23 protein-coding genes and 1 pseudogene are annotated in these 26,425 nt (G+C 56.9%); 13 read left to right on the top strand and 11 right to left on the bottom strand.

Translation table 11 applies throughout. The features are described from left to right. Positions 1 to 29 precede the first annotated feature (29 nt). The 4 genes from VNX88_17770 to thiO all read left to right on the top strand — a co-directional run bounded on the left by VNX88_17770 (position 30) and on the right by thiO (position 3,236). Positions 30 to 719: a hypothetical protein gene (locus tag VNX88_17770; GenBank protein HWY70519.1), complete on the top strand. Its 690-nt coding sequence runs from the start codon at positions 30 to 32 to the stop codon at positions 717 to 719. Between the two features lie 300 nt (positions 720 to 1,019). Next, complete coding sequence (locus tag VNX88_17765) at positions 1,020 to 1,370, top strand: hypothetical protein (protein ID HWY70518.1); 351 nt, start codon at positions 1,020 to 1,022, stop codon at positions 1,368 to 1,370. A 112-nt stretch (positions 1,371 to 1,482) separates the two neighbouring features. Beyond that, positions 1,483 to 2,118, top strand: coding sequence for a class D sortase (locus VNX88_17760; GenBank protein ID HWY70517.1), 636 nt, complete (start codon positions 1,483 to 1,485; stop codon positions 2,116 to 2,118). 53 nt (positions 2,119 to 2,171) lie between these two features. After that, on the top strand, positions 2,172 to 3,236 hold the full coding sequence (gene thiO / locus VNX88_17755) for a glycine oxidase ThiO (GenBank protein HWY70516.1): 1,065 nt from the start codon (positions 2,172 to 2,174) through the stop codon (positions 3,234 to 3,236). A gap of 3 nt (positions 3,237 to 3,239) precedes the next feature. Here the strand turns inward: thiO and VNX88_17750 are convergent, their stop codons facing one another. Further along, positions 3,240 to 4,124, bottom strand: coding sequence for a GNAT family N-acetyltransferase (locus VNX88_17750; protein ID HWY70515.1), 885 nt, complete (start codon positions 4,122 to 4,124; stop codon positions 3,240 to 3,242). 302 nt (positions 4,125 to 4,426) lie between these two features. On the opposite strand from VNX88_17750, the gene VNX88_17745 reads away from it, so the two are divergent. The 5 genes from VNX88_17745 to VNX88_17725 are packed head-to-tail and all read left to right on the top strand — an operon-like array spanning position 4,427 to position 11,389. After that, positions 4,427 to 5,704: a Fe-S-containing protein gene (locus tag VNX88_17745; GenBank protein ID HWY70514.1), complete on the top strand. Its 1,278-nt coding sequence runs from the start codon at positions 4,427 to 4,429 to the stop codon at positions 5,702 to 5,704. 5 nt (positions 5,705 to 5,709) lie between these two features. Next, positions 5,710 to 6,963 (top strand): ABC transporter permease, encoded by a 1,254-nt coding sequence (locus VNX88_17740; protein ID HWY70513.1) that lies wholly within the window; start codon positions 5,710 to 5,712, stop codon positions 6,961 to 6,963. Next, positions 6,960 to 8,066, top strand: a complete 1,107-nt coding sequence (locus VNX88_17735) for an FtsX-like permease family protein (protein HWY70512.1) — start codon at positions 6,960 to 6,962, stop codon at positions 8,064 to 8,066. Before VNX88_17740 ends, VNX88_17735 begins: the two co-directional genes overlap by 4 nt. Then, positions 8,066 to 9,292, top strand: coding sequence for an ATP-binding cassette domain-containing protein (locus tag VNX88_17730; protein ID HWY70511.1), 1,227 nt, complete (start codon positions 8,066 to 8,068; stop codon positions 9,290 to 9,292). The genes VNX88_17735 and VNX88_17730 overlap by 1 nt, the downstream gene beginning before the upstream one ends. 57 nt (positions 9,293 to 9,349) lie before the next feature. Further along, positions 9,350 to 11,389, top strand: a complete 2,040-nt coding sequence (locus VNX88_17725; protein ID HWY70510.1) for an amidohydrolase family protein — start codon at positions 9,350 to 9,352, stop codon at positions 11,387 to 11,389. Positions 11,390 to 11,401: 12 nt separating this feature from the next. Here VNX88_17725 and VNX88_17720 read toward each other — a convergent pair whose 3' ends face one another. Beyond that, on the bottom strand, positions 11,402 to 12,667 hold the full coding sequence (locus VNX88_17720; GenBank protein HWY70509.1) for a M20 family metallo-hydrolase: 1,266 nt from the start codon (positions 12,665 to 12,667) through the stop codon (positions 11,402 to 11,404). Between the two features lie 395 nt (positions 12,668 to 13,062). After that, the gene (locus tag VNX88_17715) at positions 13,063 to 14,103 is read right to left on the bottom strand and encodes an energy transducer TonB (GenBank protein ID HWY70508.1); all 1,041 of its coding nucleotides are present in this window, start codon (positions 14,101 to 14,103) and stop codon (positions 13,063 to 13,065) included. Positions 14,104 to 14,442: 339 nt separating this feature from the next. Here VNX88_17715 and ileS point away from each other — a divergent pair, with 339 nt between their 5' ends. The 3 genes from ileS (at position 14,443) to VNX88_17700 (ending at position 20,422) form a co-directional block, all read left to right on the top strand. Further along, positions 14,443 to 17,295: an isoleucine--tRNA ligase gene (ileS, locus tag VNX88_17710; protein ID HWY70507.1), complete on the top strand. Its 2,853-nt coding sequence runs from the start codon at positions 14,443 to 14,445 to the stop codon at positions 17,293 to 17,295. A 140-nt stretch (positions 17,296 to 17,435) separates the two neighbouring features. Next, entirely contained in the window at positions 17,436 to 17,972 is a 537-nt protein-coding gene (gene lspA, locus VNX88_17705) for a signal peptidase II (protein ID HWY70506.1), read from the top strand. A gap of 302 nt (positions 17,973 to 18,274) precedes the next feature. Next, positions 18,275 to 20,422 (top strand): FUSC family protein, encoded by a 2,148-nt coding sequence (locus tag VNX88_17700; protein ID HWY70505.1) that lies wholly within the window; start codon positions 18,275 to 18,277, stop codon positions 20,420 to 20,422. A gap of 2 nt (positions 20,423 to 20,424) precedes the next feature. Here the strand turns inward: VNX88_17700 and VNX88_17695 are convergent, their stop codons facing one another. The 8 genes and pseudogenes from VNX88_17695 to VNX88_17660 all read right to left on the bottom strand — a co-directional run bounded on the left by VNX88_17695 (position 20,425) and on the right by VNX88_17660 (position 25,427). Then, positions 20,425 to 20,673 (bottom strand): hypothetical protein, encoded by a 249-nt coding sequence (locus VNX88_17695; GenBank protein HWY70504.1) that lies wholly within the window; start codon positions 20,671 to 20,673, stop codon positions 20,425 to 20,427. A 434-nt stretch (positions 20,674 to 21,107) separates the two neighbouring features. After that, positions 21,108 to 21,482: pseudogene (locus VNX88_17690) on the bottom strand (deiodinase-like protein). Positions 21,483 to 21,494: 12 nt separating this feature from the next. After that, positions 21,495 to 21,830 (bottom strand): hypothetical protein, encoded by a 336-nt coding sequence (locus VNX88_17685; GenBank protein ID HWY70503.1) that lies wholly within the window; start codon positions 21,828 to 21,830, stop codon positions 21,495 to 21,497. Between the two features lie 143 nt (positions 21,831 to 21,973). Beyond that, positions 21,974 to 22,327 carry a PilZ domain-containing protein gene (locus tag VNX88_17680; GenBank protein ID HWY70502.1) on the bottom strand — a complete coding sequence of 118 codons (354 nt, stop codon included), beginning with the start codon at positions 22,325 to 22,327 and terminating at the stop codon, positions 21,974 to 21,976. Between the two features lie 173 nt (positions 22,328 to 22,500). After that, positions 22,501 to 22,962, bottom strand: coding sequence for an NUDIX domain-containing protein (locus tag VNX88_17675; protein ID HWY70501.1), 462 nt, complete (start codon positions 22,960 to 22,962; stop codon positions 22,501 to 22,503). A gap of 215 nt (positions 22,963 to 23,177) precedes the next feature. After that, positions 23,178 to 23,909: a hypothetical protein gene (locus VNX88_17670; protein HWY70500.1), complete on the bottom strand. Its 732-nt coding sequence runs from the start codon at positions 23,907 to 23,909 to the stop codon at positions 23,178 to 23,180. Between the two features lie 189 nt (positions 23,910 to 24,098). Further along, positions 24,099 to 24,848 carry a YebC/PmpR family DNA-binding transcriptional regulator gene (locus VNX88_17665; protein ID HWY70499.1) on the bottom strand — a complete coding sequence of 250 codons (750 nt, stop codon included), beginning with the start codon at positions 24,846 to 24,848 and terminating at the stop codon, positions 24,099 to 24,101. Between the two features lie 99 nt (positions 24,849 to 24,947). Beyond that, positions 24,948 to 25,427, bottom strand: coding sequence for an AI-2E family transporter (locus tag VNX88_17660; GenBank protein ID HWY70498.1), 480 nt, complete (start codon positions 25,425 to 25,427; stop codon positions 24,948 to 24,950). 301 nt (positions 25,428 to 25,728) lie between these two features. On the opposite strand from VNX88_17660, the gene purQ reads away from it, so the two are divergent. Then, on the top strand, positions 25,729 to 26,424 hold the full coding sequence (gene purQ, locus VNX88_17655; protein HWY70497.1) for a phosphoribosylformylglycinamidine synthase subunit PurQ: 696 nt from the start codon (positions 25,729 to 25,731) through the stop codon (positions 26,422 to 26,424). Position 26,425: the final 1 nt, after the last annotated feature.

The raw sequence follows: 26,425 nt of genomic DNA, 5'->3' as shown, positions 1-26,425 counted from the left end.
GAATCAGAGCTGCTGCTGAAGGAGGAATCATGTCGAGCCCAACTGGTCCAGAAATGAAGAAGACCGAAGCGCCGCGCTTTGACGCCGGGCACGTGCCGATGAGCGAAGAGCTCGATAGCCCCCGCTGGAGCCTGCCTCCCATCGTGCCAGTTCTCGTCGCAGCGGCTGTACTAGGCGCGATCCTCGGCGTCTATCTCCTCTCTTCCCGGAAGCCGCCAACCTCGAACGGCTCAGCGACTCGTGTCGTGGCACTTCCGTTACACATCGAGTCCAAAGGGTCCATCGCACCCGGGCAGGAGGGCACGCTAGATCAAAACATCGAGAAGCGCGACTCAATCCTCGTGAACATCGCTCTCAACGTGAAGAACGCGATCGGTAAGCCGATGTACATCAAAGGCGTTGAAGGCAAGCTCGTAGCAGAAAAAGGAGAGTTCAACGACAGCGCCGCACCAGCGTCTGATTATGAACGCATCGTACAGGCCTATCCTCAACTCGGCATTCCCGGGGCAAAGCCGCTACAGTCAGAGTCGATTATCGCGGCGAATGCCAATCAGCAAGGAGTAGTAATCTTCAGTTTTCCCATATCGCGTGAAGATTGGGATAAGAGAAAGTCGCTACAAGCGACAGTCAATTTCTATGATCACTCGCCTCTCGTGATCGATGCTACTCAGCTTGCCGCTGCACAGGACGCAACTTTGCCAACCAAAGTCTCGAAGTGAGTGCTGATTGAGAGACTCTGCTTCAGAGACAATCGCAAGACTCCGCCTAATTCCGCCATCCAAATAACCGAATTTCATCCCTGCGCAACTTGGGCTAGGAAATTGCACAGGGATAAGCAGGGCGGAGTGCGGTACTCGGTCCTGCAATCATAGTATTGAGAGAGTAAATAGCTGATTTTGGGAGCTTTGTCTGCCTCAGTTGAGGTGGTATGGGTGCAGTATTGATTTGGAATCTAACGGGCGAAAATGGGAATCGGAGTTCTCATTAGTAGTAACTAAGTAGTACGTACAGCTTGCGCCATGAAGAACGTCCGGACCTTCGTAATTCTTATATTGCTGGCGATCGCTACTCCCATCGCCATCCACTACCGTGCTTGGTCACTTGGTCTCCCGGCAGCGAGTCACACTGCAATTTCAAGATCAGCGGACAACTCCGGACAAAGCACTACTGCCGCGAACACTGTTGAAACGCAATCCGCCACACAGCCCGAGCCAACGGCGCTCTCACCAGCACCCAGCTCTGATTTGGCAAACTCATCTTTCAACTTGCCAGTAGCCGGCAGCTCTCTCCCGCTCCTCTCCGTGATTGGCTTCGGAGTCTTTGTGGGTGGGTTGATATCGGCACTGCGGACGCGTCCGGCTCACAAGTAGAGCCTTCCCGCAATTCAGACTTCGCATCCAACCAATGAGCCATTCCTGGTCCATGCAGAACGAGAACCAAAATAATGCCCGCAGTGTTGCTCAGGAGGTTGCGCCACTTGAAATGTGGAAACGCTTGCGATCGATCTCGAAGCGCAAGATTTCGGCGATTCTGATTGTTGTGGGCGCCGTTCTGTTGGGCTATGTAGGTACTGAGTACGCTGCCATGTACAACGAGCAACGGGCGTTGCACCAGCAGTGGCAAGAGCAACAGAGTTCGTCTCTTGTGACGTTGAGTACACCGGTTTCGAAGAACGACGGACTGACTCGAGTTTCCATACCTAAGATCGATCTGGACGTGATCGTGGTCGAAGGCACCAGCCACAAGGCCTTGCGTCTCGGCCCAGGGCATGTCAAAGGCACTCCAGTTCCCGGCGAGGCCGGCAACTCCGTCATCTCGGCGCACCGCGACACGTTCTTTCGAAACATCTATGAACTCAAGAACGGCGACGAGATCCAGGTTCGCCGCGACGGTCACGCCTACACTTTCCAAGTAACAGGAAAAAAGATCGTAACGCCCAACGATCTCTCAGTGCTGAAGAAGACATCGGACACTCGCCTCACTCTGATCACCTGTTACCCGATTTACTACATTGGGCCAGCCCCGAAGAGGCTCGTCGTGTTCTCAAAACTTGTGGATACTGCAAAGACTTCCCCGGAACGAGCGCAAGTGACGCCGCCGTCGCACCGACACTCGTAATTCCCTCTTTCGCTCGTAAGCTACTAGCGCAGGTCAAAGGCTAAAATCGTCTTGTGCACACCTGCGATGTAGTCATCGCCGGCGCCGGAATCATAGGTCTTTCTGTCGCCATTGAACTCAGACGCGCAGGCGCCTCCGTCGCGGTTCTCGATCGGGGAGAGCCGGGCCGCGAGGCTAGCAGCGCAGCCGCAGGAATGCTCGTGGCCGACGATCCGGAAACTGATCCCAGATTGAAACCGCTGGCGCGAATGAGCGCCTCGATGTATCCGGCATTCGTCGAGGAGCTGGAAGTTCGCTCCGGGCATAATGTCGGACTCGAGAATCGCGGCACAATCTACGTCGCGCAAGAGCACGATGAGTTACCAGGCTCCCCGCTTTCTCCAGCTGAACTGCGAAGCCTCGAGCCCAGCTTGGCCGATCTGCCACGTGCGTGCTTCTTGCAAGAACAAACCGTCGATCCTCGCCTCCTTGTGCAAGCCGCATTGGCGACAGCAAAGAGCATGGGCGTTACGGTTCATCACGAGGCGCGTGTCGAGCGCGTTAGCATTGCCACAACGCGCGATCTTGAGCTGCGAACTAGCGCAGGTCCATATTCGACGGCCACGTTTGTCAATTGCGCAGGAGCATGGGCAGGTGAAATCGCCGGTGCCTCAGCTCAGTCCCGTCCCGTAAAAGGACAAATGCTGACTGTGATCCCGCCGGCCCGCGAACTGCGGCACGTCATTCGTGCACGCGAAGTTTATTTGCTTCCACGGAAGACCGGTCGAATTCTGATTGGTGCAACGGTAGAGGAAGTCGGGTTCGACAAGACTGTACAACCGGTAGCGATACAAGAACTTCATCAGGCGGCCTCGAACCTGGTGCCGTGGATTAAAGAGGCAAAGATGATCGAGGCCTGGGCAGGCCTGCGACCCGGGTCTCCTGATGGACTTCCGATCATCGGCGCTGGTTCTCTGCCCGGAACCTATGTGGCTACTGGACATTTCCGAAATGGGATTCTTTTGGCTCCGATTACCGCCGCTCTGATGTCTGATCTAATTCAGGGAAGAAAAACTCCAGTCGACTTGCGCCCCTTCTCACCGTCGCGGTTTTCTGGAGATCGAGCGTTGGTGGGATAGCAGTTACGCGGCATCCGAAACTGCTGCCCGGAATACCTGGTGCATTTCGGCTGCGCTGGCACTCACCTTGAATAGATCTTGGGTACTCTGAGCCACTCGCATCTTGTACTGCTGCTCCCCGGTCATGAGATCAATATTCATTCTTTGCTCCAGTGAGCGTCGCGCGACTTCAAAAAGGAGACTTACTCCCGGGGAGAATCGCGCCCATCGATGGTCATAGAAGATTGTGTAACAACGGCGCCAATCAGCATCACGGAAGGTTACCAGCGCCGCCGCAAGCATACTGCCGTGCTCCAGAGCGAAGACTTCGCACTTTGGACCCTCAGCGCGGCAAAGCGAAACCATGAACTCGCCGCGCAGCGGATCATGAAAGAGTCCGCTGGAAGTCGACTGCGCCCTGCGAAGCCGGTAAATTTCCGAGACCATGGGAGAGTCGCCGGTGTACTGAGTGATACGTAAACCCATTCGCTCCAACTTGCGCAGTCGGCTGAAAGCTCGCGGGTGACGGTGAACGAGTTGCTCCGATGTGATCTCCGACTTCAGCAATCGTGGAGCCCTGCTGAAGAACTGCGTCGGCAGCAGCTGCCAAATTCCATTTTCTGGGCGACAGATCGCGGTAACGGAAATCGGCAGATTTACGGATGCGAGTTTCTGCCAGGCTGCCCTGAGAGGAGAAGTATCTCCGACTGCGAGGTAGTCGCGATAGTCAAACAGGCATTCGCCGGCGAAGGCAATGGTGCGAGTGTGAGATTGAATTACTGCGGGCAGAATCGCGGCACCGTTGTCGTTTTCCGCGAAAATGAAGTACGGCTCTTCCCGCTCCCGGAAGAGATTTGCGGCCAGGAGATTCCACCGGTGACTCTGGAACGAGGTCAATTCCGGGGTCATGAGCGACTCCCATGACGGACCGAGCCTTTCAATTTCCGCGACGTTACGTGCCACCCGCAATTGGAACAAGCTTTGTTTCTCCTACTGCTGTTTGTGCTGGAGCGAAGACGTCGCGTTCAACAATGACTACGTCTTGGACGCGATTGGTTGCGAGCGGGATGGCAGAGTAGCTGAAGAACCTGCCCGTTCAGTCGAACTCCGATGGCGCACCGGTAGAGAGCACTCGCAAGCTATCGGGCAATGGTCTCAAGCTGTTACAATACTAGTTGAAATTGAAATTCATTTTCATTTTCACCTAAGCAATGCTCCAAGCTCTTATTGTCACCCTGCGTGAAGGCGTCGAAGCTGCACTGATCGTCGGAATCACTCTCGCCTATCTGTCGAAGATTGGGCGTCCGGAGCTGCGTCGGGTGGTCTACGCGGCCCTTGGAGCTGCCTTTCTCTGCAGCATTGGCGTGGCCATCGTCCTCTCCCGTACTCAGTTCAATCAAGACATCTTCGAAGGCTGGGTAATGCTGGTCGCCGCATTCTTCGTTATCACCATGATCTGGTTCATGAGCCGGGCAGCCAAACGGCTCAAAGGCGACATCGAGGGGAAAGTCGGCGGGCTGGCCAGTGGCGGGCGCATCTCCGGCCTGTTTCTGTTCGTGTTTCTCATGGTTCTGCGCGAAGGCGTAGAAACTGTATTGATCCTGACGGCCGTTGAGTTCAACTCAACACAGCTCTTGAGCTTCATGGGAACTCTTATCGGGGTGCTGCTCGCAGTTGTCTTTGGTGTGATGTTCGTGAAGGGCAGCATTCGTATCAATCTGCAGCGCTTCTTCCGTGTGACCACTGTAATCCTGATTTTCGTCGCGGCTCAGCTCCTTGTCTCTGGATTGCACGAACTCTCGGAGAACGGTGTACTTCCGTCGAGCCGTGAAGAGATGGCGCTGATCGGCCCGATTGTGCGCAATGATCTGTTTTTCTTTGTCACGATTCTCGCGTTAGCGGCTTTGATGATTTTGTTTGATCAACGCCGACGCCAGGGCGACGGTGGAACACCAGCTCCACCCTCATCATCAGGTGGAACGAACTCCCGGGCTCTTCAGCGGAAGGCACTCTGGTCGGCGCGCAAGGAAAAGCTCTGGTCGACCGCCGTCTATATCTCCTCATTTGTCTTCATTGTGCTGGTGACCGCTGAGTTCATTTATGCAAAGAGCACTACTTCCCTATCGCCGGCGCACGAGCTGACCTTCGTTGGCGGACAGGTCACGATTTCGATCAGTGAAGTCTCGGACGGTGAACTGCACCGTTATTCGGCGAACTTGGAGGGTAAGGAAGTACGGTTCCTCATTTTCAAGAAGCCCGACGGGAAGGTCGTCACGGTTCTGGACGCTTGCCAGATCTGCGGTCCGGTTGGCTTTTACAAAAGCGGAAACCAGATTATTTGTAAAAACTGCTCAGCGCCGATAAACGCTCAGTCAATGGGACAGGCCGGCGGCTGCAATCCTATTCCGCTCAAATCGTCGATCAATGGCGACCAGATCACGATTAGCCAGGCTGATCTCTCGAGCGACGCGGCGAGTTCCGCGAAGTAGGCCTCGTGTTTTTCCGTCTCCTCTATCAATCGTTCCGGCGACAACAGCGGCGCAAGCTCTTGGCCGGAATTGCCGTTACTTTGGGGGTCGCAGTCGCAACTGCGATGATTGCCGTGGGCGTTGACGTAGGCGACAAGATCAATCGTGAGCTGCGCGTGTACGGCGCAAACATTGTTGTCTACCCAGAGGATGCCGCTCTACAGGTCCGCGTTGGCGATCAGGAAGTGAAGCCTGCGTCTCCCGGAACTTACCTGAAGGAATCAACCCTCCCGAACATCAAAGGAATCTTCTGGGGTCACAACATTCTCGCCTTTGCGCCCTTTCTGGAAACGCAGGTCCAGGGGCAATCAGGTCCAATCCGCGTGCTTGGCACTTACTTCGACAAACAGCTCCGTTTTGGAACAGAAGAGTTCTCAACCGGAGTCGAGAAGCTCTATCCCTGGTGGAAGGTACAAGGGACATGGCCGAGCGATGGCAGCACCGATGTGCTTGTCGGATCACAATTGGCCTCTCGTATCGGAAAACAGGCGGGCGACTCGATCGACCTCTCCGGCGTTTCGGCGCGGATCAGTGGAATCGTTAGCACTGGAAGCACCGAAGACAATGCCGTCGTTGCTCCGCTCGCACTCGTGCAGCGATTGGCTCATGCCCCGGATGGAGTGGACAGGATCTATGTGAGCGCGCTCACAAAGCCAGAAGACCCGTTTGCCCGCCGCGACCCCGATCGCATGACTGCAGCGGATCGCGATCGCTGGTACTGCTCCCCATACGCCAACTCCATTGCCTATCAGTTGCGAGAGGTGTTTCCGGCAGCGCGCGCCGAACAGATTCGCCAAGCCGCGCAGAACGAAGGCACGGTGCTTTCGCACATTTCGGGAATGATGTTGCTGATCGCCCTGGCATCGCTGATTGCGGCTGCCTTGGCCGTTTCGGCTGCTATGGCGACCACGATTCTGGAGCGACGTCAGGAGGTCGGCCTCATGAAGTCGCTGGGGGCGACGGCTTCGACGATTGCATCTCTGTTCGTATGCGAAGCCACACTCCTCGCGCTCGGCGCAGGCATTCTCGGATTCCTGCTCGGTGACCTCATCGCTCAGCGCATCGCCCAGGCGGTATTCCATTCAGGTGTGGCGATCACCCCCGTGCTACTGCCGATGGTCATCATTCTAGCTCTGCTTGTCACTATTGGCGGTAGCGCTGCGGCGATTCATCGTGCCTTGAATCTCGATCCCGTGCTGGTTCTTCGGGGTGATGTATGAGCGTACGTGCCTCGATGTTCCTTCATGTGCTCAAGCGGGGTCTGCTGGGGCGCGGCAACCGTCCGCTGATCGCGTTTATCGCGCTAACTGTTGCGGCCACGATGATCACGGCCATGCTGAGTCTCTATGGCGGCCTGGAAAATAAGCTAAATCGTGATTTTCGCTCTTATGGCGCAAACATCACGGTTGCTGCTCCTGATGGACAGCGTCTGCCTCCTGATGCCTTAACACGTGCTCACTCCGCCATCGGATCCGATGCGATCGTAGTCCCGTTTGCGTTTGCAATCGCTCACACCAGTGGCGATGAGGCAGTGGTGGTTGCTGGAACAGAGATGGACCAGGTCCGGCGACTCAACGCCTGGTGGTCCGTTTCGAAGTGGCCCAGCGGAGACGACCAGGCTTTGGCAGGCTCGCGGGCTGAGTCGCATCTGCAGGTCAATCACGGCAGCTTCGATTTAGACTTTGCGGGACGCTCGCTTCACTTCCGGCAGTCCGGCACGGTGAAAACCGGATCGGATGAGGAAGATCGGGTCTATATTCCGCTCAGCACATTCGAGCGTTGGACTGGAATCGGCGCATCGTTACTCGAGATCTCAGCGCCGGGATCGCGCGACCAGATAGCCGCCGATGTTTCCCAGCTCGAATCAGCATTGCCGGGCATGCAGGTTCGACCGGTGCGACAGTTGCTTCGGGCACAGGGCGCCGTGGTAAGCCGTATGCGCTCCGTGATGCTCGCCTCAACGCTGCTTATTGCATTGACTGTTGCGCTGTGTGTTTTTTCTACGCTCACTTCCTCAATTCTGGAGAGACGTCGTGATTTTGCAGTCATGAAGGCAATTGGCTCCTCGCAGGCAACCGTGAACGCTCTCTTCGCCGGTGAAGCGCTGACCATCGCCCTCTGTGCTGCGGTCCTCGGCTACATTCTGGGTTCCGGCACTGCTGCATGGATTTCGCAAGCCAACTTTCACGCCGTCGTCACGCCGCAGTTGAGCGTGCTGCCGCTCGTGATCCTTGCAAATCTAGCTCTGGCACTCCTCGCGGCGACGGTTCCGCTGGCACGCTTGCAACGAATTGAACCGGCAGGCATCCTTAAAGGGGAATAATGTCCATCGAGATCATCAACGTTCGGAAGGTTTACGCGGCGAGCCAGCGCGGGCAGGCAGGGGAAATACGCGCGCTCGACGGTGTATCGCTTTCTGTGCGGAAAGGCGAATGGCTCGCGATTATGGGGCCATCGGGTTCCGGCAAGTCTTCACTTGTTAACCTCATCGGATGCCTGGATCGTCCCAGTTCGGGAGACATTTTCATCGATGGCAAGGATCTCGGCGAACTCTCCGGCTCCGAACTCAACCGTTTTCGAGCAGAGAAGATCGGCTTCATCTTCCAGCAGTTCCATCTCATTCCCTATCTGACTGCACTGGAAAACGTCATGCTCGCGCAGTACTTCCACTCAATGACCGACAAGCAGGAAGCTCTGGAAGCGCTCGACCGAGTGGGACTCAAGGAGCGCGCGCATCACTTGCCCGCACAGCTTTCCGGCGGCGAGCAGCAAAGAGTCTGCATCGCACGCGCACTGATCAACGATCCCAGCATCATTCTGGCCGATGAGCCTACCGGCAACCTCGACGCTAAGAACGAAGAGATCGTTCTGAAGCAGTTGCGGACTCTACATCAGCAGGGCAGAACGATTGTCATGGTGACGCACGATCCAGTAGTCGCTCGACTCGCGGACCGCTCGGTGGAACTTCACCACGGCCAGATCGCCCATCAGCAGATCTTCAACATGTCTGACGAGATGCAGATCGACGAAGTCCTCGAGGAGATCTGGACACTGCACGAGAACGGCGAGCTAGCAGAAGTTGGCCGCATGGAAGTTGACGGCGCTTTGCCGGTGTCGCTCGCAGTGGATCGCATGGAGCAGCTTGGGCTCGTCATGAAGCGTTCTCACGGCGCAGCCGATCACACGCACAAGGATGTAGTGAACCGCTGCCACGAGGCGATACATCCTGCAACCCACTCACAGCAGCACGGAGAATTCATTGTCGACTTCACTCCTGCGGGCCAGCAGCGTGCTGCCGATGTTATTCGCCGTCACCGCCTTGCCGAGCGGCTCTTCACGCAAACCTTGAAAGTGCAAAACGAAGACGAAATCGAGCAGCAGGCATGCAAGTTCGAGCACATCCTCTCACCCGAGGTTACAGAGAAAATCTGCTCGTTCCTCGGACATCCAGCTACCTGCCCACACGGCAGTCCTATTCCCGCAGGAGAGTGCTGCGATAAGGCTGGACGTGTTCCTGATCCCGTAGCTACGCAGAGCGGCGCCCGCTAGCGCGTAGCTGCTGGATCCCCCCGGTAGCCCTTGGCCGCTCTGGTAAGCTTCCCTGCCATGAAGCGCCCATTCCTGACGACCGTACTAGCTGTCACCTTCGCCATCACCGCCAATTCGCAACAGCAGGGTTCCCCCACACCTGAGTTGCCGACGGACGTCCCCAAGGAAGCGCACATCCGCGTCGTGCTCAGTGACAAGACGCCGTCCGGTCAGGACGCTGTGTGGACAACTCCCGATGGCGTCATTCATGAGTTCTTCCAATTCAACGATCGCGGACGCGGCCCGAAGATCTACACAACATACAAGCTCGACGTCAAAGGAGTTGTTATCGCAGAAGACTCCAAGGGCGTCGACTACATGAAGAATCCCGTAGAGGAGCACTTCGTCCTTAGCGGCAGCGGCGCATCCTGGAAAAACCAAGCGGAAGACACTCACCAGCCCAACGCATCTGGCAAGGCCTACGTCGACTTGAACGGCGGTCCAGAGTCACTTGAGTTACTCACGCGAGCCGCTCTAAAGAACGGCGGAAAGATCGACCTCTTACCTTCAGGTCAGACATCCGCGCGCAGCGTGAAGTCAGTGCTCGTGGAGGCCAGCGATTCGAGGGTTAATGCCACTCTGTACGAGGTTTCTGGCCTCGGTTTCGAGCCTGCGTATTTGTGGCTGGACGAAAGCCAGCAGTTCTTGGCTGTCGCTTATGGTTGGAGCAGCACTGTGCGTCAGGGATTCGAGACCGTTGTCCCGATACTGCATAAAGCGCAACAGGAAGTGGAGAGCACCCGCGCCGCCGAGCAAGCGCACGCACTAACTCACATTCCGGCGGGCGACTTAGTCCTGAAGAATGTCAACCTCTTCGACTCCGAGGCGGCTAAGGTTCTTCCCAAGCAGCACGTGGTCGTGCACGGCGAGCGTATCGCGTCGGTTGCCGCCGAAGCCGGTCAGGCCACGCCGGCGAATGCTGAAGTCATCGACGGCTCCGGCAAGACACTCCTGCCTGGACTCTGGGACATGCACGCCCATCTCTTCCCGCTGAACGCCTTCATGGATGTCGCGGCTGGCGTCACCACTGTGCGCGACATGGGCAACAGCATTGACGACCTCACCGTGCTGCGCAAACACATCGGCGACGGCACGCAGATTGGACCCCGTGTCGTGCCTGCAGGCTTCATCGACGGACCTGGCCCGTTCGAAGGCCCGATCAAGGTGCTCGCCGCGACGCCCCAAGAGGCCGTGGAGCGCGTTGATCGCTATGCCAATCTGGGCTACGTCCAGATCAAGATCTACAGCTCAGTCAAACCCGAGCTGGTGCCCATAATCGCCAACGAAGCGCACAAGCGAGGATTGCGAGTCAGTGGACACGTTCCCGCCGGGATGATCGCGGAGCAGTTCATCCGTGACGGCGCCAACGAGATCCAGCACATGAACTTCGTCTTCCTGAACTTCATGCCCGACGTGAAGGAGACACGCACTCCCGAACGCTTCATCGCGCCCGGCAAGCGCGGTGCCGATCTCGACCTGAACAGTCCGCCAGTAAACAACTTCATCGCTTTGCTGAAGGAGCGCCACATCGTCATCGATCCCACCATGGGCGTGTGGGAAAACACGTACACGGACCGCCAAGGTCAGATTCCCAAAATCGATCAACCAATGTTCGACCGTCTTCCAGTACAAGCCCAGCGTGGCATTAAAGCCGGAGGCGGTTCCCTGCCCGTCCCTGACGCGGCCACTGACAAGCAGTACCGCGCTTCCTACGCCAAGATGGAAGAGATGCTGAAGAAGCTCTACGACAGCGGTGTGCAGCTAGTAGCGGGGACCGATGCCGGGAACGGGTACGCGTTCCATCGCGAACTCGAAATTTACAGCCAAGCCGGAATTCCCGCGCCGGCAGTGCTCCGCATGGCCACCCTCGAAGGCGCCCGCGTAATGCACATGGACAAAGACTTCGGCTCGGTTACACCGGGCAAGTACGCCGACATGATTCTGGTGAGCGGCGACCCAACCACCCAGATCAGCGACATTCGCAAGATCGACCTCGTGATAAAGAACGGCAACCTCCTCCGCCCGGCGGAGCTGTACCACGCAATCGGCGTGCAGTGATGTTTCTGCTTTCTACTTGGAAGCGAGTTCAGCAAGTACATGCGCGAGGACACGAGTTCCGTTGGCAATCGCCACGGGGGAGGCGTACTCGTCAGGGCGGTGACTGATGCCGTCTTTGCAAGGGATGAAGATCATGCCGGTTGGAGCGATTCGCGACATGAATAGCGAATCGTGGTAGGCACGACTCACCATCCTCCTGAATCGAAGCTGATTGGTTCTGCAGGCGCTTTCAATTGCGTCCACAACTTCAGGAGCACATTCGCCGGGTGCATCTGCGTTGACAGTTTCGATTTGAACACTGACTGATCGATGCCCGGCAACCTCGTCGCATCTTTGACGAATTAATCGGGAGACAGTTTCACGACGCTGTTCATCGATATCGCGAAGATCAACTTCAAGGCGCACGCGGCTCGGAATGCTGTTCACCGCAGAGGGAAAGACATCGCACACGCCGGTTGTGGCCACCGTATCCCGCGAACCCGTTGACTTTGCGGCAGACTCGACAGAAAGAATGATCTCTGCAGCGGCGCACAGAGCGTCATGGCGGTCAGGCATCAGGACTCCACCCGCATGCCCTCCCTGCCCTTCTACCGAGACGCGCAGGCTTGCCGGAGCGGCAATAGCAATGACTACCCCAATGTCGAGTTGTTCCTGCTCAAGCAGCGGGCCTTGCTCAATATGGAGCTCGACGAAGCCGTGGTAGTAGCTGCGCGAAACAGGCACTTGCTGCAGATCTCCGCTGAACCCTGCCGCCTCTCGAGTCTCACGTAATGTCTGGCCGACTTTGTCCTTCAACTTCTCATCGACAGACGCATCGCGGTTGCCGGAGAGGAGTCTGCTGCCAAGACATCCGATGCCGAAGCGCGTCGGCTCTTCAGACGTGAAGACGAGCAGCTCGATCGGACGTTTTGGCGAGAGTCCAGAGCGCTTGAGCGCACGAATCGCCTCTAAGCCGCCGAGCACTCCGACAGTGCCATCGTAGCGTCCGGCATTCGGTATGGCATCGATGTGCGAGCCCGTTGCGATGGCCGCTTCCTCGGGACGCTCTCCGTTCCAACGGGCGAAGGTATTGCCAACCGCGTCTTCGCGGATTGCCAATCCAGCCTCACGACAGAGGCCCTTTACGTACTCGCGAGCACGACGGTCCGACTCGGAAAACACGATTCGCGTTACCGCAGGAGACGGGCTGTCCGAAAATGAGGCAAGCGTTTCCAGCTCCTGGTTCAGCCGATCGCTGTCTATGATAATTCGCGTCGATTGAACCGATAAGGCGCACATGGCAGTTCGAAGAACTGGATTATAAGCGGAACTGAACGGCAGACCGAGGCAGGGACAGATCAGCAGGTGTCAAGACCGAAATGGAACAAAAAACTCCCTGATGTTTCCCAGTTAATTTCTTGAATCAAGCCTCAAATCGGCAGTAAGTGCTTTGCTCGTGCCGCCTTACAGACAATTCTAGAGAAATCTCTGTTAATTCCCTGCCTTGAAGAACAATTTGCAATTTTTGGGCAGAATTTAACGATTTTGAAGAGAATTCGAGAGATCCCCTTGTTATTGTCGCTGTTCTTTGTCACGCTACACAGAGTCGGCGGCGAACTCGCGACGGCCAGAAAAGCAAAACGGCACGAGCAGGTTCGCTCATGCCGCTTCAATTCTTCTGATGAAGACTTACTTCAGAAGAGTCTAAACTCCACTTCTACACTGATAGCCACTGAGACTGGCTTGCCGTCTTTCTCAGCCGGTTCGAATTTCCAGGTGCGCACTGCTTCCAGTGCTTTCTCGTCGAGACCCATGCCTAGCCCACGCTCCACTTTCAGGCCTCGGGGACGCCCAGCAGCATCGACGATAAGTCCCAGAACTACAGTTCCCTGGTACTTAGCTTTACGAGCCTCTTCCGAATACTCCGGATCTGGCTTATAGATAGCGCGGGGCGCGGTTACGCCGCCAACGCCTGGACGGAAAACTCCGCCACCATATCCGCCGCCGGAACCAGGACCAACGCCACCACCCATTCCAGAGCCGATTCCGCCTCCGCTGCCAGAGCCGATCCCAGCGCCGCTACCAACGCCATTCGACGGAGGTCCGCCGATGACAGGGGATTTAGGATCGCCCAAGTTCGGCAGGTTATTGCTCGCCAACTTCACTTGGGGAGGCATCACTATTGTCGGCTCTACAGCAAGCTTAGGATGGTCATTGCGGACCACAACTTCTGGCGGGGTAAATTGCTGCATCGCAGGCTTAGGAAGATGCCCCTTGGGAGCGATCACCTTGTCGCGATCTCCGCCACCACCGCCGCCCTGGAGCGTCGGCATTTTCTTGGCGGTCATGGGCATGTATTCGGAGATGTCGGGAGCAATGATCGTCACTTCCTCTTTCTTCTGCTCCTGATAAGCCTTGTGCCCCAGGATTGAGGCAGCAATGAGCGCCCCGATCAGTCCAGCGTGCACAATCATCGAGGATGTGCGCGCAACTTTCCGATTGTCGTAGGCCCCCCAGATGCTCCGAACCGCAACTGGACGGGATGTCAGCTTGAGCGGTGGTAATTTTTCCGGAAAAAAGACGTCGCGAAGATTCTCCTTCAGCGACTGAAGGAGTCCTGTCTCTGCCTTCAGGCCAAAGTTAGGCACGCTTGCGGGTACCCGCCTACGAACCGGAGAAATTTCAGTGGGGGCGATCAACACCTGGTTTGCCATAAGAACTTCTGTTCGACCCATTCAGCCGATTCCGCTTGTCGCAGTGGGAGTGGCTGCTTACCTCTATCCGATGAATCCTTTGGTCATTTTGTTGCTCGCGCAGCAGTGCTGAATATTGCGAGTTTGTCAAGATTCCAAACCAAAAAATTCGTGAAAAATTTCAGTAAATGGGTGGAAAAGCTGAGCAACTCCTCACATGATTTGGCATCAGCAGAATCTCCCTACCGAAGCCCATTCCGCATCCTTAGATGCGGGCAAGCAATAATGGAACCAAAGATATGTAGGCCCTGCCCCTACAAACCCATCCCCTATAATGAAGTTTCCCGCCTTTTTTATGTGAGGAGTAGATAACGACCGGGCATGCCCTCTGAACTGAAAGACACGCTGAATCTGCCGAAAACCGACTTCGCCATGAAGGCGAATTTGCCGCAAAACGAGCCTAAAAGGCTCGAATTTTGGAAGAAAATCGGCATTTACCAGCGCATTCGGGAAGCGCGCAAAGGTGCGCCCAAGTACCTGCTGCACGACGGTCCGCCTTATGCCAACGGAGAGATCCACCTCGGCCACGCGCTGAATAAGTCGCTCAAAGATTTTGTCGTGAAATCGAAAACGATGGCGGGCTTCGACGCACCTTACGTCCCGGGATGGGATTGCCACGGTCTTCCTATCGAGATCAAGGTCGACGAAAAACTTGGCCGCAAGAAATTGGAGATGGCTCCGGCGCAAGTTCGCCGTGTATGTCGCGACTATGCGCAAAAGTATCTGGACCTGCAGAGCGAGCAGTTTCAGCGAATCGGGGTGTTCGGCGATTTCGAGCATCCTTACTCGACGATGTCACCGGAATACGAGTCAGTGATCGCGCGCGTCTTCTTTGACTTCTGGGAGAACGGATTCGTCTACAAAGGACTTCGTCCTGTTTACTGGTGCATCTTCGATCGCACCGCGTTAGCCGAAGCCGAGGTCGAGTATGAACAGCACACCAGTCCCAGCGTCTGGGTGAAGTACGCGCTTACCAGTCCGCCAGAAGCGATCGATCCCGCACTCGCCGGAAAACGCGTCAACACCATCATCTGGACGACCACGCCGTGGACGCTTCCGGCATCCATGGCCGTCGCTTTCCATCCCGATTACGAATACGTGGCGCTGGAAGACGCAAACGCACGAGAGGTTTACATCGTCGCCGAGGGACTCCTCGAAGCGACCCGCGAGCATACGGGACTGAAGGAAGCTGTCGTCATCGCGCGCTTCCCCGGACGCAAGTTGGAAGGCACAACGTTCCGGCATCCGTTCCTCGACCGCAAAATCCTCGGAGTGCTTGCCGACTACGTGACTCTCGAACAGGGCACTGGCGCGGTGCACACCGCTCCGTCTCACGGTGCCGATGACTTTTACACCGGCGTCAAATACGGTCTCGACCAAACCTGCAACGTCGATGCCGAAGGCCGCTTGCGCAACGGATTGCCCGAATACAACGGGAAAACCGTCTTCGAAGCCAACCAGCCGATTATCGAGTTGCTGAAATCGCGCCATGTGCTGTTAGGTGAAGAAAAGATCACCCACTCGTATCCGCATTGCTGGCGCTGCCACAATCCTGTGATCTTCCGAGCGACCGAGCAGTGGTTCATCGGCATGGAGAGCCCGACGCACGGCTCCACGCTCCGCCAACGTGCTCTCGATGAGATTCGGAAAACAAAGTGGGATCCGGCTTGGGGAGAGGAACGCATCTCCAATATGGTGGGCACGCGTCCGGACTGGTGTATCTCGCGCCAGCGTGTGTGGGGCGTTCCCATCCCAATCTTTTTCTGCGAAGGCTGCAACAAGCCTCTGCGCTCGAAAGAGGCGAATCAGGCTGTAGTGAAACTGTTTGCAACTGAAGGTGCGGACGCGTGGTACACGCGCGATGTAAAGGACACTATTCCTCCTGGCGTCAAATGCCAGAACTGCGGCGGGCAAAACTTCCGCAAAGAGTTCGACATCATCGACGTGTGGTTCGAGTCCGGCTCGAGTTGGGCCGCTGTGATGAAAGACGCCGTCGCGGATATGTACATCGAAGGTGGAGACCAGCATCGCGGATGGTTCCAGTCTTCCCTGCTCTGCTCTGTGGGCACACGCGATCGTGCGCCTTACCGCCTGGCGGTGACGTGCGGTTGGACACTCGATCCCCAAGGTCGCGCCATGTCGAAGTCGCTCGGCAACGGGGTCGATCCGGCAGAAGTCGCGGACAAGCTCGGTGCCGAGATCGTGCGCCTATGGGTCGCATCCGTCGACTTCCGCGAGGACATGCACGCGTCAGACGAGTTGATGAGGCGCGTCGCCGACAATTATCGCGACATCCGCAATGCCTTTCGCTGGATTCTCGGCAACCTCGACGAGTTTAATCCGGCGCAGGATCAGGTCGCGTTCGAGGAGATGGAATCGATCGACCAGTTCATGCTGCTCCTCACCTCCGATCTGGTGAAGGATGTGCTCCGCTGGTATGAGGCGTTCGAGTTCCATCGCATCTACCAGCGCATCATCGCGTTCCGCACGAGCGAGTTGAGCAACTTCTACTTCGATGTACTGAAGGATCGGCTGTACACGTATCCGCGCACATCAGGCGCGCGGCGCTCCGGACAGACCGCAATCTGGCGCATCGGACAGGTGCTCGTTCGCCTGCTGGCGCCCATCATGAGCTTTACTGCCGAAGAAGTGTGGCAGTTCTTGCCGTCGCTTGGCGAAAAACCTGAAAGCGTGCACCTTGCGCTCTTCCCTACACCTGAAGAGGTTCTGGGAAATACCGAGCCACAGCCTAACGCGCAAAGACAATCGCTGCCTTCCGACACCGAACGTATTCGTGCGGATTGGCAACGGCTGTTACTGGTTCGTGAAGAAGTGTTTCGCGCTCTGGAGACTGCCCGGAAGGACAAGGTCATCGGCAGCGGACTGCAGGCCAAGGTAGCGATCGCAGCTCCGGCTGAGAGCTACGGCTTGCTGGAGAAATATCGCGAAACTCTGCGTTACCTGTTCATCGTCTCTCAGGTAGAGCTGTACCAGCTCTCGGGCCAAGGAAACGGATCCGGCCTCAAAGTCGAAGTTTTGCACGCAGAGGGATCCAAGTGCGAACGTTGTTGGAACTACTCAACGCAGGTCGGCGTTGATGCCGAATATCCAACGGTTTGCGAACGCTGCAGCGCAGCGCTGCACGAAATGGGAGACACAGAGAGCGTTGGATAAGAAGGACAGGACAATTAAGAGCCTTGCGTTGCACCCCAAACATCAAGAAGACCAGTGGTAACGAAGTATCGGCTGTGGCAGTCTTTGTAGAAGAGGCTTAGGGGCTCACAGCGGACATTCAGGAGCACAGTAGTCTAGGAATGCCTACCGGGACCTTACGAAGATATGTTTTGCTGATTGCCGGAGTCGTGCTCGCGCTCGACCGGCTCAGCAAGTGGATTATTGCCAAAACCATCCCGCTTCACGACAGCATCTCCGTCATTCCAGGGTTGTTCAAGCTCACGCATGTGACCAACGGCGGGGCTGCCTTTGGCTTGTTCTCTGAGTCTCCCTCCGAGCTGCGGATCGTATTTCTTATCTTCTTTTCCCTGCTGGCTCTGGTCGTTGTTTCTGCGCTTCTGTGGCGGCACACACAGGGGCTAAACAGTACGGCCTTTGCGCTGTCTCTCATCCTCGGCGGAGCGCTAGGGAATCTATGGGATCGCGTGCTCAACGGACACGTAGTCGACTTCCTCGAGTTCTACATTGGCCAATACGTCTGGCCCGACTTCAACATCGCCGACAGTGCGATCGTGGTTGGCGCGGCCATCCTGATGGTTGAGATCCTCTTTGCTCCCAAGCACCAGAAAGCATACGAAGAACGTGTGCTGCCCCAGCCCAGCTCCGAAGCTGACTAGTATGTGATCTCATCAAGTTTGAATGTTGGTTTAGGGAAGGGCATCGGCTTCAGCCGGGCCGTTAAGAGGCACTCAGTACTTCCGGCTTTAGCCGCTGGGGTCCTCCCGGCGCGAATATCCACGTGGGCCGTAATTCCGTTTTTGCAATGTAAGAGTCTAACCTCTGAGGCTAAAGCCTGGGCTATCAGCGCTTCCCTTAACGGCACGGCTAAAGCCGGTGCCCCTCCCTAATGCATTTCAGCCCTTTTGATCGCCCAAGAACTTGCCTATTGATAGCATCGCAAGCAGGACTCGCCTGACCGATGTGGCGCTCATTCGCGCGGCTGCTTACCCAATTCGATCGCACCAAGCTTGAACCGGCAATTGCACTTCGCAATGCCGTCGGCGTGCTTGTTCCGCTTGCGATCGGAGTCGCCATTGGTATGCCTCTGGGCGGAGTAGCCGTGGCCAGCGGCGCCCTTCAGGTTGCCTACTCCGACGGTCACGATCCGTACTCGCAGCGTGGCCTCCGCATGCTGACGGCAACGTTGCTGTGCGCTCTAGCTGTCGTCGTCGGAGGACTCACTGGACACGTCCCCGGTTTGGCAATCCTGGCTGTGGTGATTTGGGGGTTTGCCGCCGGATTCGCCATCATTCTTGGAGCAGATGCTGAGAGCCTGGGCGTCATCAGCCTGGTTATGCTGATCATCTATGCGGCACAAGGGCTCACGATTCAACGGGCGCTGAACTCCGGCCTGTTGGCCCTCTTAGGCGGACTTGTTCAAACAGCCTTATCGATCGCACTGTGGCCGTTAGCGCGACACGAACCGGAGCGCCGCGCTTTGGCTGAGCTGTATTCCGAACTTTCGCAATCTGCGCTGGCGGCATCGAGGTCTCAGGAAGCTCCGCCATCGACCGCCGAGGTCACCCGCGCGCAAGACGTGCTCGGCCGGCTGGGACGCGACCATGGAAACGAGTCACAACGCTTATGGGCGTTGCTGAACCAGGCTGAACGCCTTCGCCTCAGCCTGCTCACACTCGGACGGCTGCGCACTCGCCTCGCACGACAGAGTCAGCAGTCGGCTGATCTCGAGATCGTCAGTCACTTTCTGCAGCACTCGGCCAATCTCCTCGACATGATCGCGAGCACGCTGGTCACACACAAAACGCTCTCCTCAGGACCGCCAGCGCTCCGCGAATTGCAGCAGTTGAGCGAACAGTATCGATCGCTGGAGAAGACTCCGGACTCGGGATTTCCCAATGCCGTGCGCCGCACGATGCGGCGGCAGCTAGACGCCGTTGCTGGACAGCTTCGTGCCGCCTTCTCCATCGCCACCAACCAGGAACTGAGCGATACACAAATCTCGCCCGCCGAGACCGTGCCCGACTGGCGCACCCGAGTGCGCGAGAACCTGGCGAAGCTGCAAGCGAATCTGAGTCTTGAGTCTCCTGCTTTGCGCCATGCCGTGCGGTTCGCCGCAACTCTCGCCGTCGGCGAGATCACGGCTCACCTGATAAGCGCCCGCCGCTCCTACTGGCTGCCAATGACGATCGCTCTCGTCCTCAAACCGGAGTTTACGGTCACATTCAGCCGCGGACTCCTGCGCATCGCCGGTACCCTGGCAGGGCTCGTGCTCTCTACCGCACTGTTCCGATTCCTCCATCCCGTAACGGGAATGGAGGTCGTTCTGATTGGAGTCTTTGTATTCCTGGTTCGCTGGATCGGTCCCGCAAACTACGGGATATTCGCCATCAACGTAAGCGCTCTGGTAGTTCTGCTGGTGGCGTTCACTGGCGTGTCACCAACCGAGGCAATTCTCACTCGCGGCATCATGACCACGCTGGGTGGAGTCATCGCGCTGGCTGCTTATGTGGCTTGGCCCACGTGGGAGTCCGCTCGCAGCTCGGAGGTCCTCGCGAGAATGCTTGATGCTTACCACGAATACTTTCGCCGAATGACCGCACGACAAACCGTCTTAGATCCGCTGCTGCAGCGTCAATTGGACGCTGCCCGGATCGAAGCTCGCCGCGCGCGCAGCCAGCTTGAGGCCTCAATTGACCGTCTTCGCATGGAGCCCGTCGCGAATGAAGACGACATCCGAGTGCTGAACGCCATGCTTGCCAGCTCTCATCGTTTCATCAACGCGACCATGGCATTGGAAGGAGCGCACGAAAAGGCACTGTGGCCACAGAGCGAGGCCGCTGAGAGGTTCGCGCAGGATGTGGAGAAAACTCTTGAGCTGCTGAGTGCCGCTTTGCGCGGAGCCCAGGTTTCACCGCGGCAATTCCCCGACCTCAGAGAAGATCATCATGCTCTCGTTTCTTCCTTAGGCACAGAGCATCACACGCTGCTAGTGGATGAAACCGATCGCATCACCAACAGCCTGAACACTCTTCGCGAGCAAATTCTCGCGTGGCGTGGACGAGAACTTGCCAGTCCAATTCCCGAGCCCGTTCCACAGCAGGCGTGAGCTCACTCCGCGTCTTTGGTTTTCAGCCGCGACTTGTTTTCCTCGATGAAAGCGCGTAGTTCATCCACAGTGCCCAGCAATCGCATCCACTGCTCGTAATACAAAGTGACGGGAAAGCGGCCGAGGCCGTACACGCTCACTCCGCCTTTTTCACTCACGCGAAATTCCAGATTTCTGGATTTGCGTGATGTTAGCTTCTGTTCAAGTTCCGCGATCCGCGCCTTCAGTTGCTCAGGAGTTGGTTCAGACATGGCAACATTGTATCGGGCATGGGGCGGTAAGAAACAGTTTGGCAATTACCGACTTTTGGAACGAGGACTATGCGAATCGCAAACGTGGTTGTAGGGTCCGCGCACTGCTTCAGCCGTGAATCCTGAGCGAAGCGCTTTGTTACAGCGCGAACAGACTGCTACAAGACGCCGATCATTGCTCGCTGCCGGCCAGATGACTACCTCTGGAGGCGATGCCGATCCCGACTCCCACCCAACGAGCGTTCGGACGAGTTTTCGGAACAATGCCACTGGCTACATCATCCGCCTGAAGTGCAGTCCTGCGGCATCTCAATCCGCGTGTGGCACGTTACGGCGGAGCCATTCGTGTTACCCGCGGAAAGGCTGCCAAGTTACTAACTGGGGATCGAGTTGCGGCTGAGGTGCTGACGGGGAAGAGCGGCTGTCCTGGAGGTTCAGTGCAACTGCGCCAGCGCAGTCTTCAGCTCTTCAGGATGAAACCCGAAGGGGCCTGGACGACTCTTGTAAACCACGCGGCCACTTTTATCAATCAAATAAATCCGATCGGGCCAGCCGGTATAAGCCTGCTCTGTGACGTTATCGAAACCATCAATGAGCGCGGGAAATTTGATGCCGAGCTTCCGCACACACATGCCCGCAACCTGCTCGCGCTCGCCAAGGTTCTTTGGACTGGCGAACACGACCTTATCGCGAACGTTGCTCTGCATCTGCCAAACATCGCTGGGATGCGCTTCCAAGATGTAAACAGCGTAAAACTGCACACGCTGACCATAGTCGTCGTAGAGCTTGTTGAGCGCGGGAACCTCCCGCCGAAATGGCGGTCACGTGTAGCTGCCGAAGACCAGTACTACCGGCTTGTCGTTGCGAATGGATGCCAGGCTCACATGCGCGCTCTTATCAAGAGTGGCCAGCGTGAATTCCGGCGCGGTGTCGCCGATTCTTAGATGTCCAGCGCGCGCACGCGTCCACATGGTTTCAAAAGGAGCGATCAGGAAGATCGCGGTAGGCATCTTCGTCATGAACCGCCCAAACTCTTCCGGCGACCGATGCATTGCGCGATTCACTGAGAACAGCAGCGCGGCGTATCCAATGACGAGGACCAGCAGCAGGACACCGAGGATCCTGCGGAGCGCCTTTCGTTTGGCAAGTCGATCCATAGAGATGGCGAACAAGTGTACCCAGCAGAGAAGATCCCGTCGCTAATATTTTTGCGTTAGCCTTACCGACAGGAATCAAACGTTCAAGTCGCACGGCTAAAACGATGCCCTTCCCTAGTACCTGGATTTTGCAGAGGCTTTGGCTAGGCCGATGCGGCCGACAGCTTATCGCAACAATCAGTCAGCGCCTTTTGCTCCGTAGGCGTCAGGCTCAAGAATTCCACACCGCACCGAAAGCCGGAGCAATCTCGAACCAGAGCAGTTACCCCAAGCCTCTGATTTGAGTCAGGAAGAATGAACTCGATCTGCACCATCTGGCCGACTTGCAATTCGGCCGGAATGTAGATCGCCATTCCCGCATCCGACAAGTCGTGGCTTCGCCCTTGGAGGATGCATCTTCGCTGCTGCACGACGGCGAACAACTTGATGGGAAAATTCACGCGGAAGCGCTGTGAGCGGCGCACACCCATACCCGCATTGGTAGAGGAGGATGACATCCTGCCGCAGCTTAGGACTTCATCTAAACGCTTTCAAATCACACTGGTAACACACGATGCGAAACTTTGGTGCAAACTACTTGCTGGCCAGCAACGTCTCAGGTTCCACATTCGGGAATCGGTCAGGCTGAGCGTTACCATCCTGGTTCGTCCGTCGAGGCTCGACAGATACTTCAGCGTCGATTCGCGGATAGAGACTCCACCGCGCGGTGGATGGCCCAGCGATGACTTCCATGCGAGAGTGCGTCTCCTGCACTGTCAGCCGACATCCAGACCAGCTCGTGATCGAGCTCGCTCTGCGGGCCATGGCCTACGATCTCGGCTTCGATGAAGAAGCTGTCTTTCTCGAAGTACTCCTTTTCCTCACTGGAATAACAGATCTCCATCGCTCGTCCGATCCGCGCACATGGCTTGAGAACAAACCCACACTCCTCCCGGCCTTCTCGGATAATCGTCTGCTCCGGAGTCTCACCGGACTCCATGCCTCCACCGGGGAGATAACACGCGACCGGTGTGCGGACAACGGCGAAGTTACCGGCGTCATTACGGACTAACGCATACGCGCTTGGGCGCTGCCGATAGATCGCACCTTCAACGCGGGTTCCGAAAATGGGAAAGTCTGTCACGAAGAGCACTTGTTTAGTCGGTGAGTCCGACGTTTGCGATCAGTCAACCCCATCCTAAGACTGTCATCCCTCGCGCGCTTTTTGCGCGGGGATCTGCTTTTTTGTGAGCACCGAGTAACAGCAGATCCCCCACTCCGCATTGAAAATTATTGACTCACCAAAAGGCTGGCTGCGGAGTGTGGGATGACAGTATCGACAGTGAGCGAGAACGGTTACCTCGTCGGCTACTTCTTTACTTCCGCTGGCTTAAGCAGCTTGAAGCTGAGCGCATACTCGGCTGGGACTACGATCTCCTTGTTTCCGGTGAACGCCGTGCCAGCCGTACCCGCTCCCGCGCCTGCCAAGGCTCCGATGGCCGCTCCTTTGCCACCTCCTGCCAGGCCACCGATGATTGCGCCGAGGCCTGCACCGCCACCGATTAGCGTCGCCGAACGCTTACCTTTTCCCTTTTCGCTGCGCACAAAAGCCGAGGTTTCAACCGGTACGGTCCGCCCGCCGATGGTGACAGACGTGAGCCTCAATTCGAGCATCGCTCCGCCCTTGAAGCGTCCAAGAGGATGCGCTGCAACTACCGTTCCGCTCGCGCTGGCGCCGTCCGGGATGGCAACTGCACCGCCAACGTCTACGGGGCGAGCGACGGTCGCGGTAAATGTGTCACCTGCCTGGCTGCTCTTCGAGCCCAGTGTCTGCGCTGTACGGACGGTAATCACTGTCCCCGCCGGAATTATGACTGGCCCTGCTTCGGCAGTAGCCCTCGTTTTGAGCGAGGGAGAAGGAGCTGGTGCGGCCTGGGAGGCGCTGGACGTTTCTCCGGATCCTGGTGTGGATGTCGCCGCCGGCTGGCCTGCGGGGGCCGGTTCGTTGTTGGCGTTCGGCTTGTTTCCGCAAGCTGCCGAAAAGATGCAGAGGCTGGCGATTAGTGGTAAAGCAATCGTTCTTAGATTTTTGGGGGTCACGCGATTCTCTCCTGATTCAAAGCCGAAATTATCGCGCTCAGAGTTGCTGGCGCGGTGAGAAAGTGGCAAGCAATTGTAATCGGGATAGCCAGAAATCGCTCATTGAGCGTCTCGATTCCCCCTGAATTCGAAGAAAACAAAAGCCACCCGGTAAGCCGGATGGCTGTGCAGGAGAGCGGAAATGTAGTGCTACCCGGCTACTTCCTCGAGCTGCTTGGCATCAACGTCGAAGTTGGAGTAGACATGCTGGACGTCGTCGTGGTCCTCCAGAGCTTCGAGTAGCCGAATCATTGTGTTGGCGGCGTGTCCTTCGAGTTTGATGTAGTTCTGCGGGATCATCGAGATCTCCGCGACTGATGTCTCAACCTTTGCGCCTTTTACGGCATTGAGCACGCTTTCGAATGCCCCGGGATCGGTAACGATCTCCCAATCGTTGCCATCGTCACGAAGATCCTCGCCGCCATTTTCAAGAACCAGCGACATCAGATCATCCTCTTTGGCCGCAGACTTCGGCACCACGATGTAGCCCTTCTTGTGGAACATCCAGGCCACCGAGCCAGCTTCGCCCAAGTTTCCACCGTTCTTGCCGAAGGCGTGGCGGATCTCGCTGACAGTCCGGTTGCGGTTATCGGTTGTGACATCAACCAACAGCGCTACACCGCCTGGCCCATAGCCCTCAAACAGGATCTCCTCATAGGTCGCGCCGGGCAGTTCGCCTGTGCCGCGCTGAACTGCGCGCTTGATGTTGTCCGCGGGCATGTTCTCGGCCTTGGCAGCGGCGATGGCGGTGCGCAGGCGAGGATTGCCCTCAGCGTCTCCGCCGCCGGACTTGGCGGCCATGGTGATTTCCTTAATCAGACGGGTGAATATCTTGCCGCGCTTGGCGTCCAGCGCGCCCTTTTTGTGTTTGATTGTGGCCCATTTTGAGTGGCCGGACATGCGACTACCTCAGAGGCGAAATTTTGTCTGTAGATGGACGCAGATAATCCGCATCCGCATGAGAACAAACGAGAAGTATAGCACGCGAGTACAGCTATCTTAGGGCGGAGGAGGCTGCGGAAGCTGCCTTCGCCTGTACGCATAAATCACTGCCAGCAGCGGTGGCGCGAGCAGAACCCCCCAGAACGGGATCACGATTCCGAGCACAATCGGAGCCAGAATCGAGGCCCAAATCGGAACCTTGTTGCTGCGCTTCATCAGGTACGGCTGCAGCACCAGGCCATCGACGACTGCGATGATCGCGTACAGCATGAAGACATACAGCAGGTGCATCATGGCGTCCGACTGGCTGGCAAACAACGTGGATAATGCCGGCCCAATCACCGCGATCACGGGCCCGAAATTAGGAATGAACTGGCAAGCGCCGCCGATGATCGCCCACACGAATGCCAACGGAACGCGAAGGATCAGGAGTCCAATCAACCACATCGCGCCGACGGCAACTGCATCCTGCAAGGTGGCGATAAACCAGTTTCTCAGCGCAGAACCGGTAGTGCGAAAATGGCTGCGAAGGTCCATGCGAAAGGTTCTCAGTATCGATTATTAGTAGTCAGTAAAACTTCAGCTTGTCATCCTGAGGCCCTCATTTGCCCGAAGGATCTCCCGCGAATATTTCGGATTTACTTGCTGCGTCTCGGCCCTTTGGCCACGTCTCTCGTGAAAGAGCCGCGACACATCGCGGGAGATCCTTCGTTCGCCGCGGCGAACTCAGGATGACAGTTTAGTAGGCAATGAGGGTTGCCGTCGTTGTGTTTCCCGATTACTAACAACCGAAGACTGACTACTCGCTCCTGCGTCGATGCTAGACTGAAATTACACCATGAAATTCGGCGTACTCGTTTTCCCCGGCTCCAATTGCGATCACGATGCGTATCACGTAATCGCTTCGGCGGCGAAGCAGCCGGTCACCTTTCTGTGGCACGCCAGCCACGATCTCGAGAATTGTGATGCCATCATCGTTCCCGGTGGATTCGCCTACGGTGACTATTTGCGAACCGGAGCCATTGCGAAGTTTGCTCCGATCATGCAGGAGGTGAGCCGCTTCGCGGCCAGTGGCGGCCTGGTTCTGGGAATTTGCAACGGCTTTCAGATCCTGTGCGAAGCTGGGCTGCTGCCCGGTGCCCTGATGCGCAACGCCGGACTCAAGTACATCTGCAAGGCGGTTAAGCTCCGCGTCGAGAGCACCGATACGCCCTTCACGAATACCTGCACTCAGGGCGAGGTTCTCGAAATCCCGATCGGGCACATGGAAGGCAACTACTTCTGCAACGCGGACACCCTCGCACAACTGAATCGCGAGAAACGCATTGTCTTCCGCTACTCGACCGCTGATGGACGAATCACTCCTGATGCCAATCCCAACGGCTCAATCGACAACATCGCAGGCATCTGCAATGCCGGACGCAACGTGCTCGGCATGATGCCTCATCCCGATCGCAGCTCCGATCCACTATTGGGAATGACGGACGGCTTCCGAATCTTCGAGGCGATGGTCGGGGCGCTCGCGCACGAATAGC

The sequence above is a fragment of the Terriglobales bacterium genome, from assembly GCA_035567895.1.
Lineage (GTDB): Bacteria > Acidobacteriota > Terriglobia > Terriglobales > Acidobacteriaceae > Gp1-AA112.
The sequence above is the reverse complement of the archived record's forward strand: the minus strand, read 5'-3'. Positions and strand labels throughout refer to the sequence as shown.

Coding starts and splice junctions, on each gene's coding strand:
- VNX88_17770 (HWY70519.1), top strand. CDS start 30: ATGTCGAGCCCAACTGGTCCAGAAATGAAGAAGACCGAAGCGCCGCGC.
- VNX88_17765 (HWY70518.1), top strand. CDS start 1,020: ATGAAGAACGTCCGGACCTTCGTAATTCTTATATTGCTGGCGATCGCT.
- VNX88_17760 (HWY70517.1), top strand. CDS start 1,483: ATGTGGAAACGCTTGCGATCGATCTCGAAGCGCAAGATTTCGGCGATT.
- VNX88_17750 (HWY70515.1), bottom strand. CDS start 4,124: ATGACCCCGGAATTGACCTCGTTCCAGAGTCACCGGTGGAATCTCCTG.
- VNX88_17745 (HWY70514.1), top strand. CDS start 4,427: ATGCTCCAAGCTCTTATTGTCACCCTGCGTGAAGGCGTCGAAGCTGCA.
- VNX88_17735 (HWY70512.1), top strand. CDS start 6,960: ATGAGCGTACGTGCCTCGATGTTCCTTCATGTGCTCAAGCGGGGTCTG.
- VNX88_17730 (HWY70511.1), top strand. CDS start 8,066: ATGTCCATCGAGATCATCAACGTTCGGAAGGTTTACGCGGCGAGCCAG.
- VNX88_17725 (HWY70510.1), top strand. CDS start 9,350: ATGAAGCGCCCATTCCTGACGACCGTACTAGCTGTCACCTTCGCCATC.
- VNX88_17720 (HWY70509.1), bottom strand. CDS start 12,667: ATGTGCGCCTTATCGGTTCAATCGACGCGAATTATCATAGACAGCGAT.
- VNX88_17715 (HWY70508.1), bottom strand. CDS start 14,103: ATGGGTCGAACAGAAGTTCTTATGGCAAACCAGGTGTTGATCGCCCCC.
- ileS (HWY70507.1), top strand. CDS start 14,443: ATGCCCTCTGAACTGAAAGACACGCTGAATCTGCCGAAAACCGACTTC.
- lspA (HWY70506.1), top strand. CDS start 17,436: ATGCCTACCGGGACCTTACGAAGATATGTTTTGCTGATTGCCGGAGTC.
- VNX88_17700 (HWY70505.1), top strand. CDS start 18,275: ATGTGGCGCTCATTCGCGCGGCTGCTTACCCAATTCGATCGCACCAAG.
- VNX88_17695 (HWY70504.1), bottom strand. CDS start 20,673: ATGTCTGAACCAACTCCTGAGCAACTGAAGGCGCGGATCGCGGAACTT.
- VNX88_17685 (HWY70503.1), bottom strand. CDS start 21,830: ATGGATCGACTTGCCAAACGAAAGGCGCTCCGCAGGATCCTCGGTGTC.
- VNX88_17680 (HWY70502.1), bottom strand. CDS start 22,327: ATGTCATCCTCCTCTACCAATGCGGGTATGGGTGTGCGCCGCTCACAG.
- VNX88_17665 (HWY70499.1), bottom strand. CDS start 24,848: ATGTCCGGCCACTCAAAATGGGCCACAATCAAACACAAAAAGGGCGCG.
- VNX88_17660 (HWY70498.1), bottom strand. CDS start 25,427: ATGGACCTTCGCAGCCATTTTCGCACTACCGGTTCTGCGCTGAGAAAC.
- purQ (HWY70497.1), top strand. CDS start 25,729: ATGAAATTCGGCGTACTCGTTTTCCCCGGCTCCAATTGCGATCACGAT.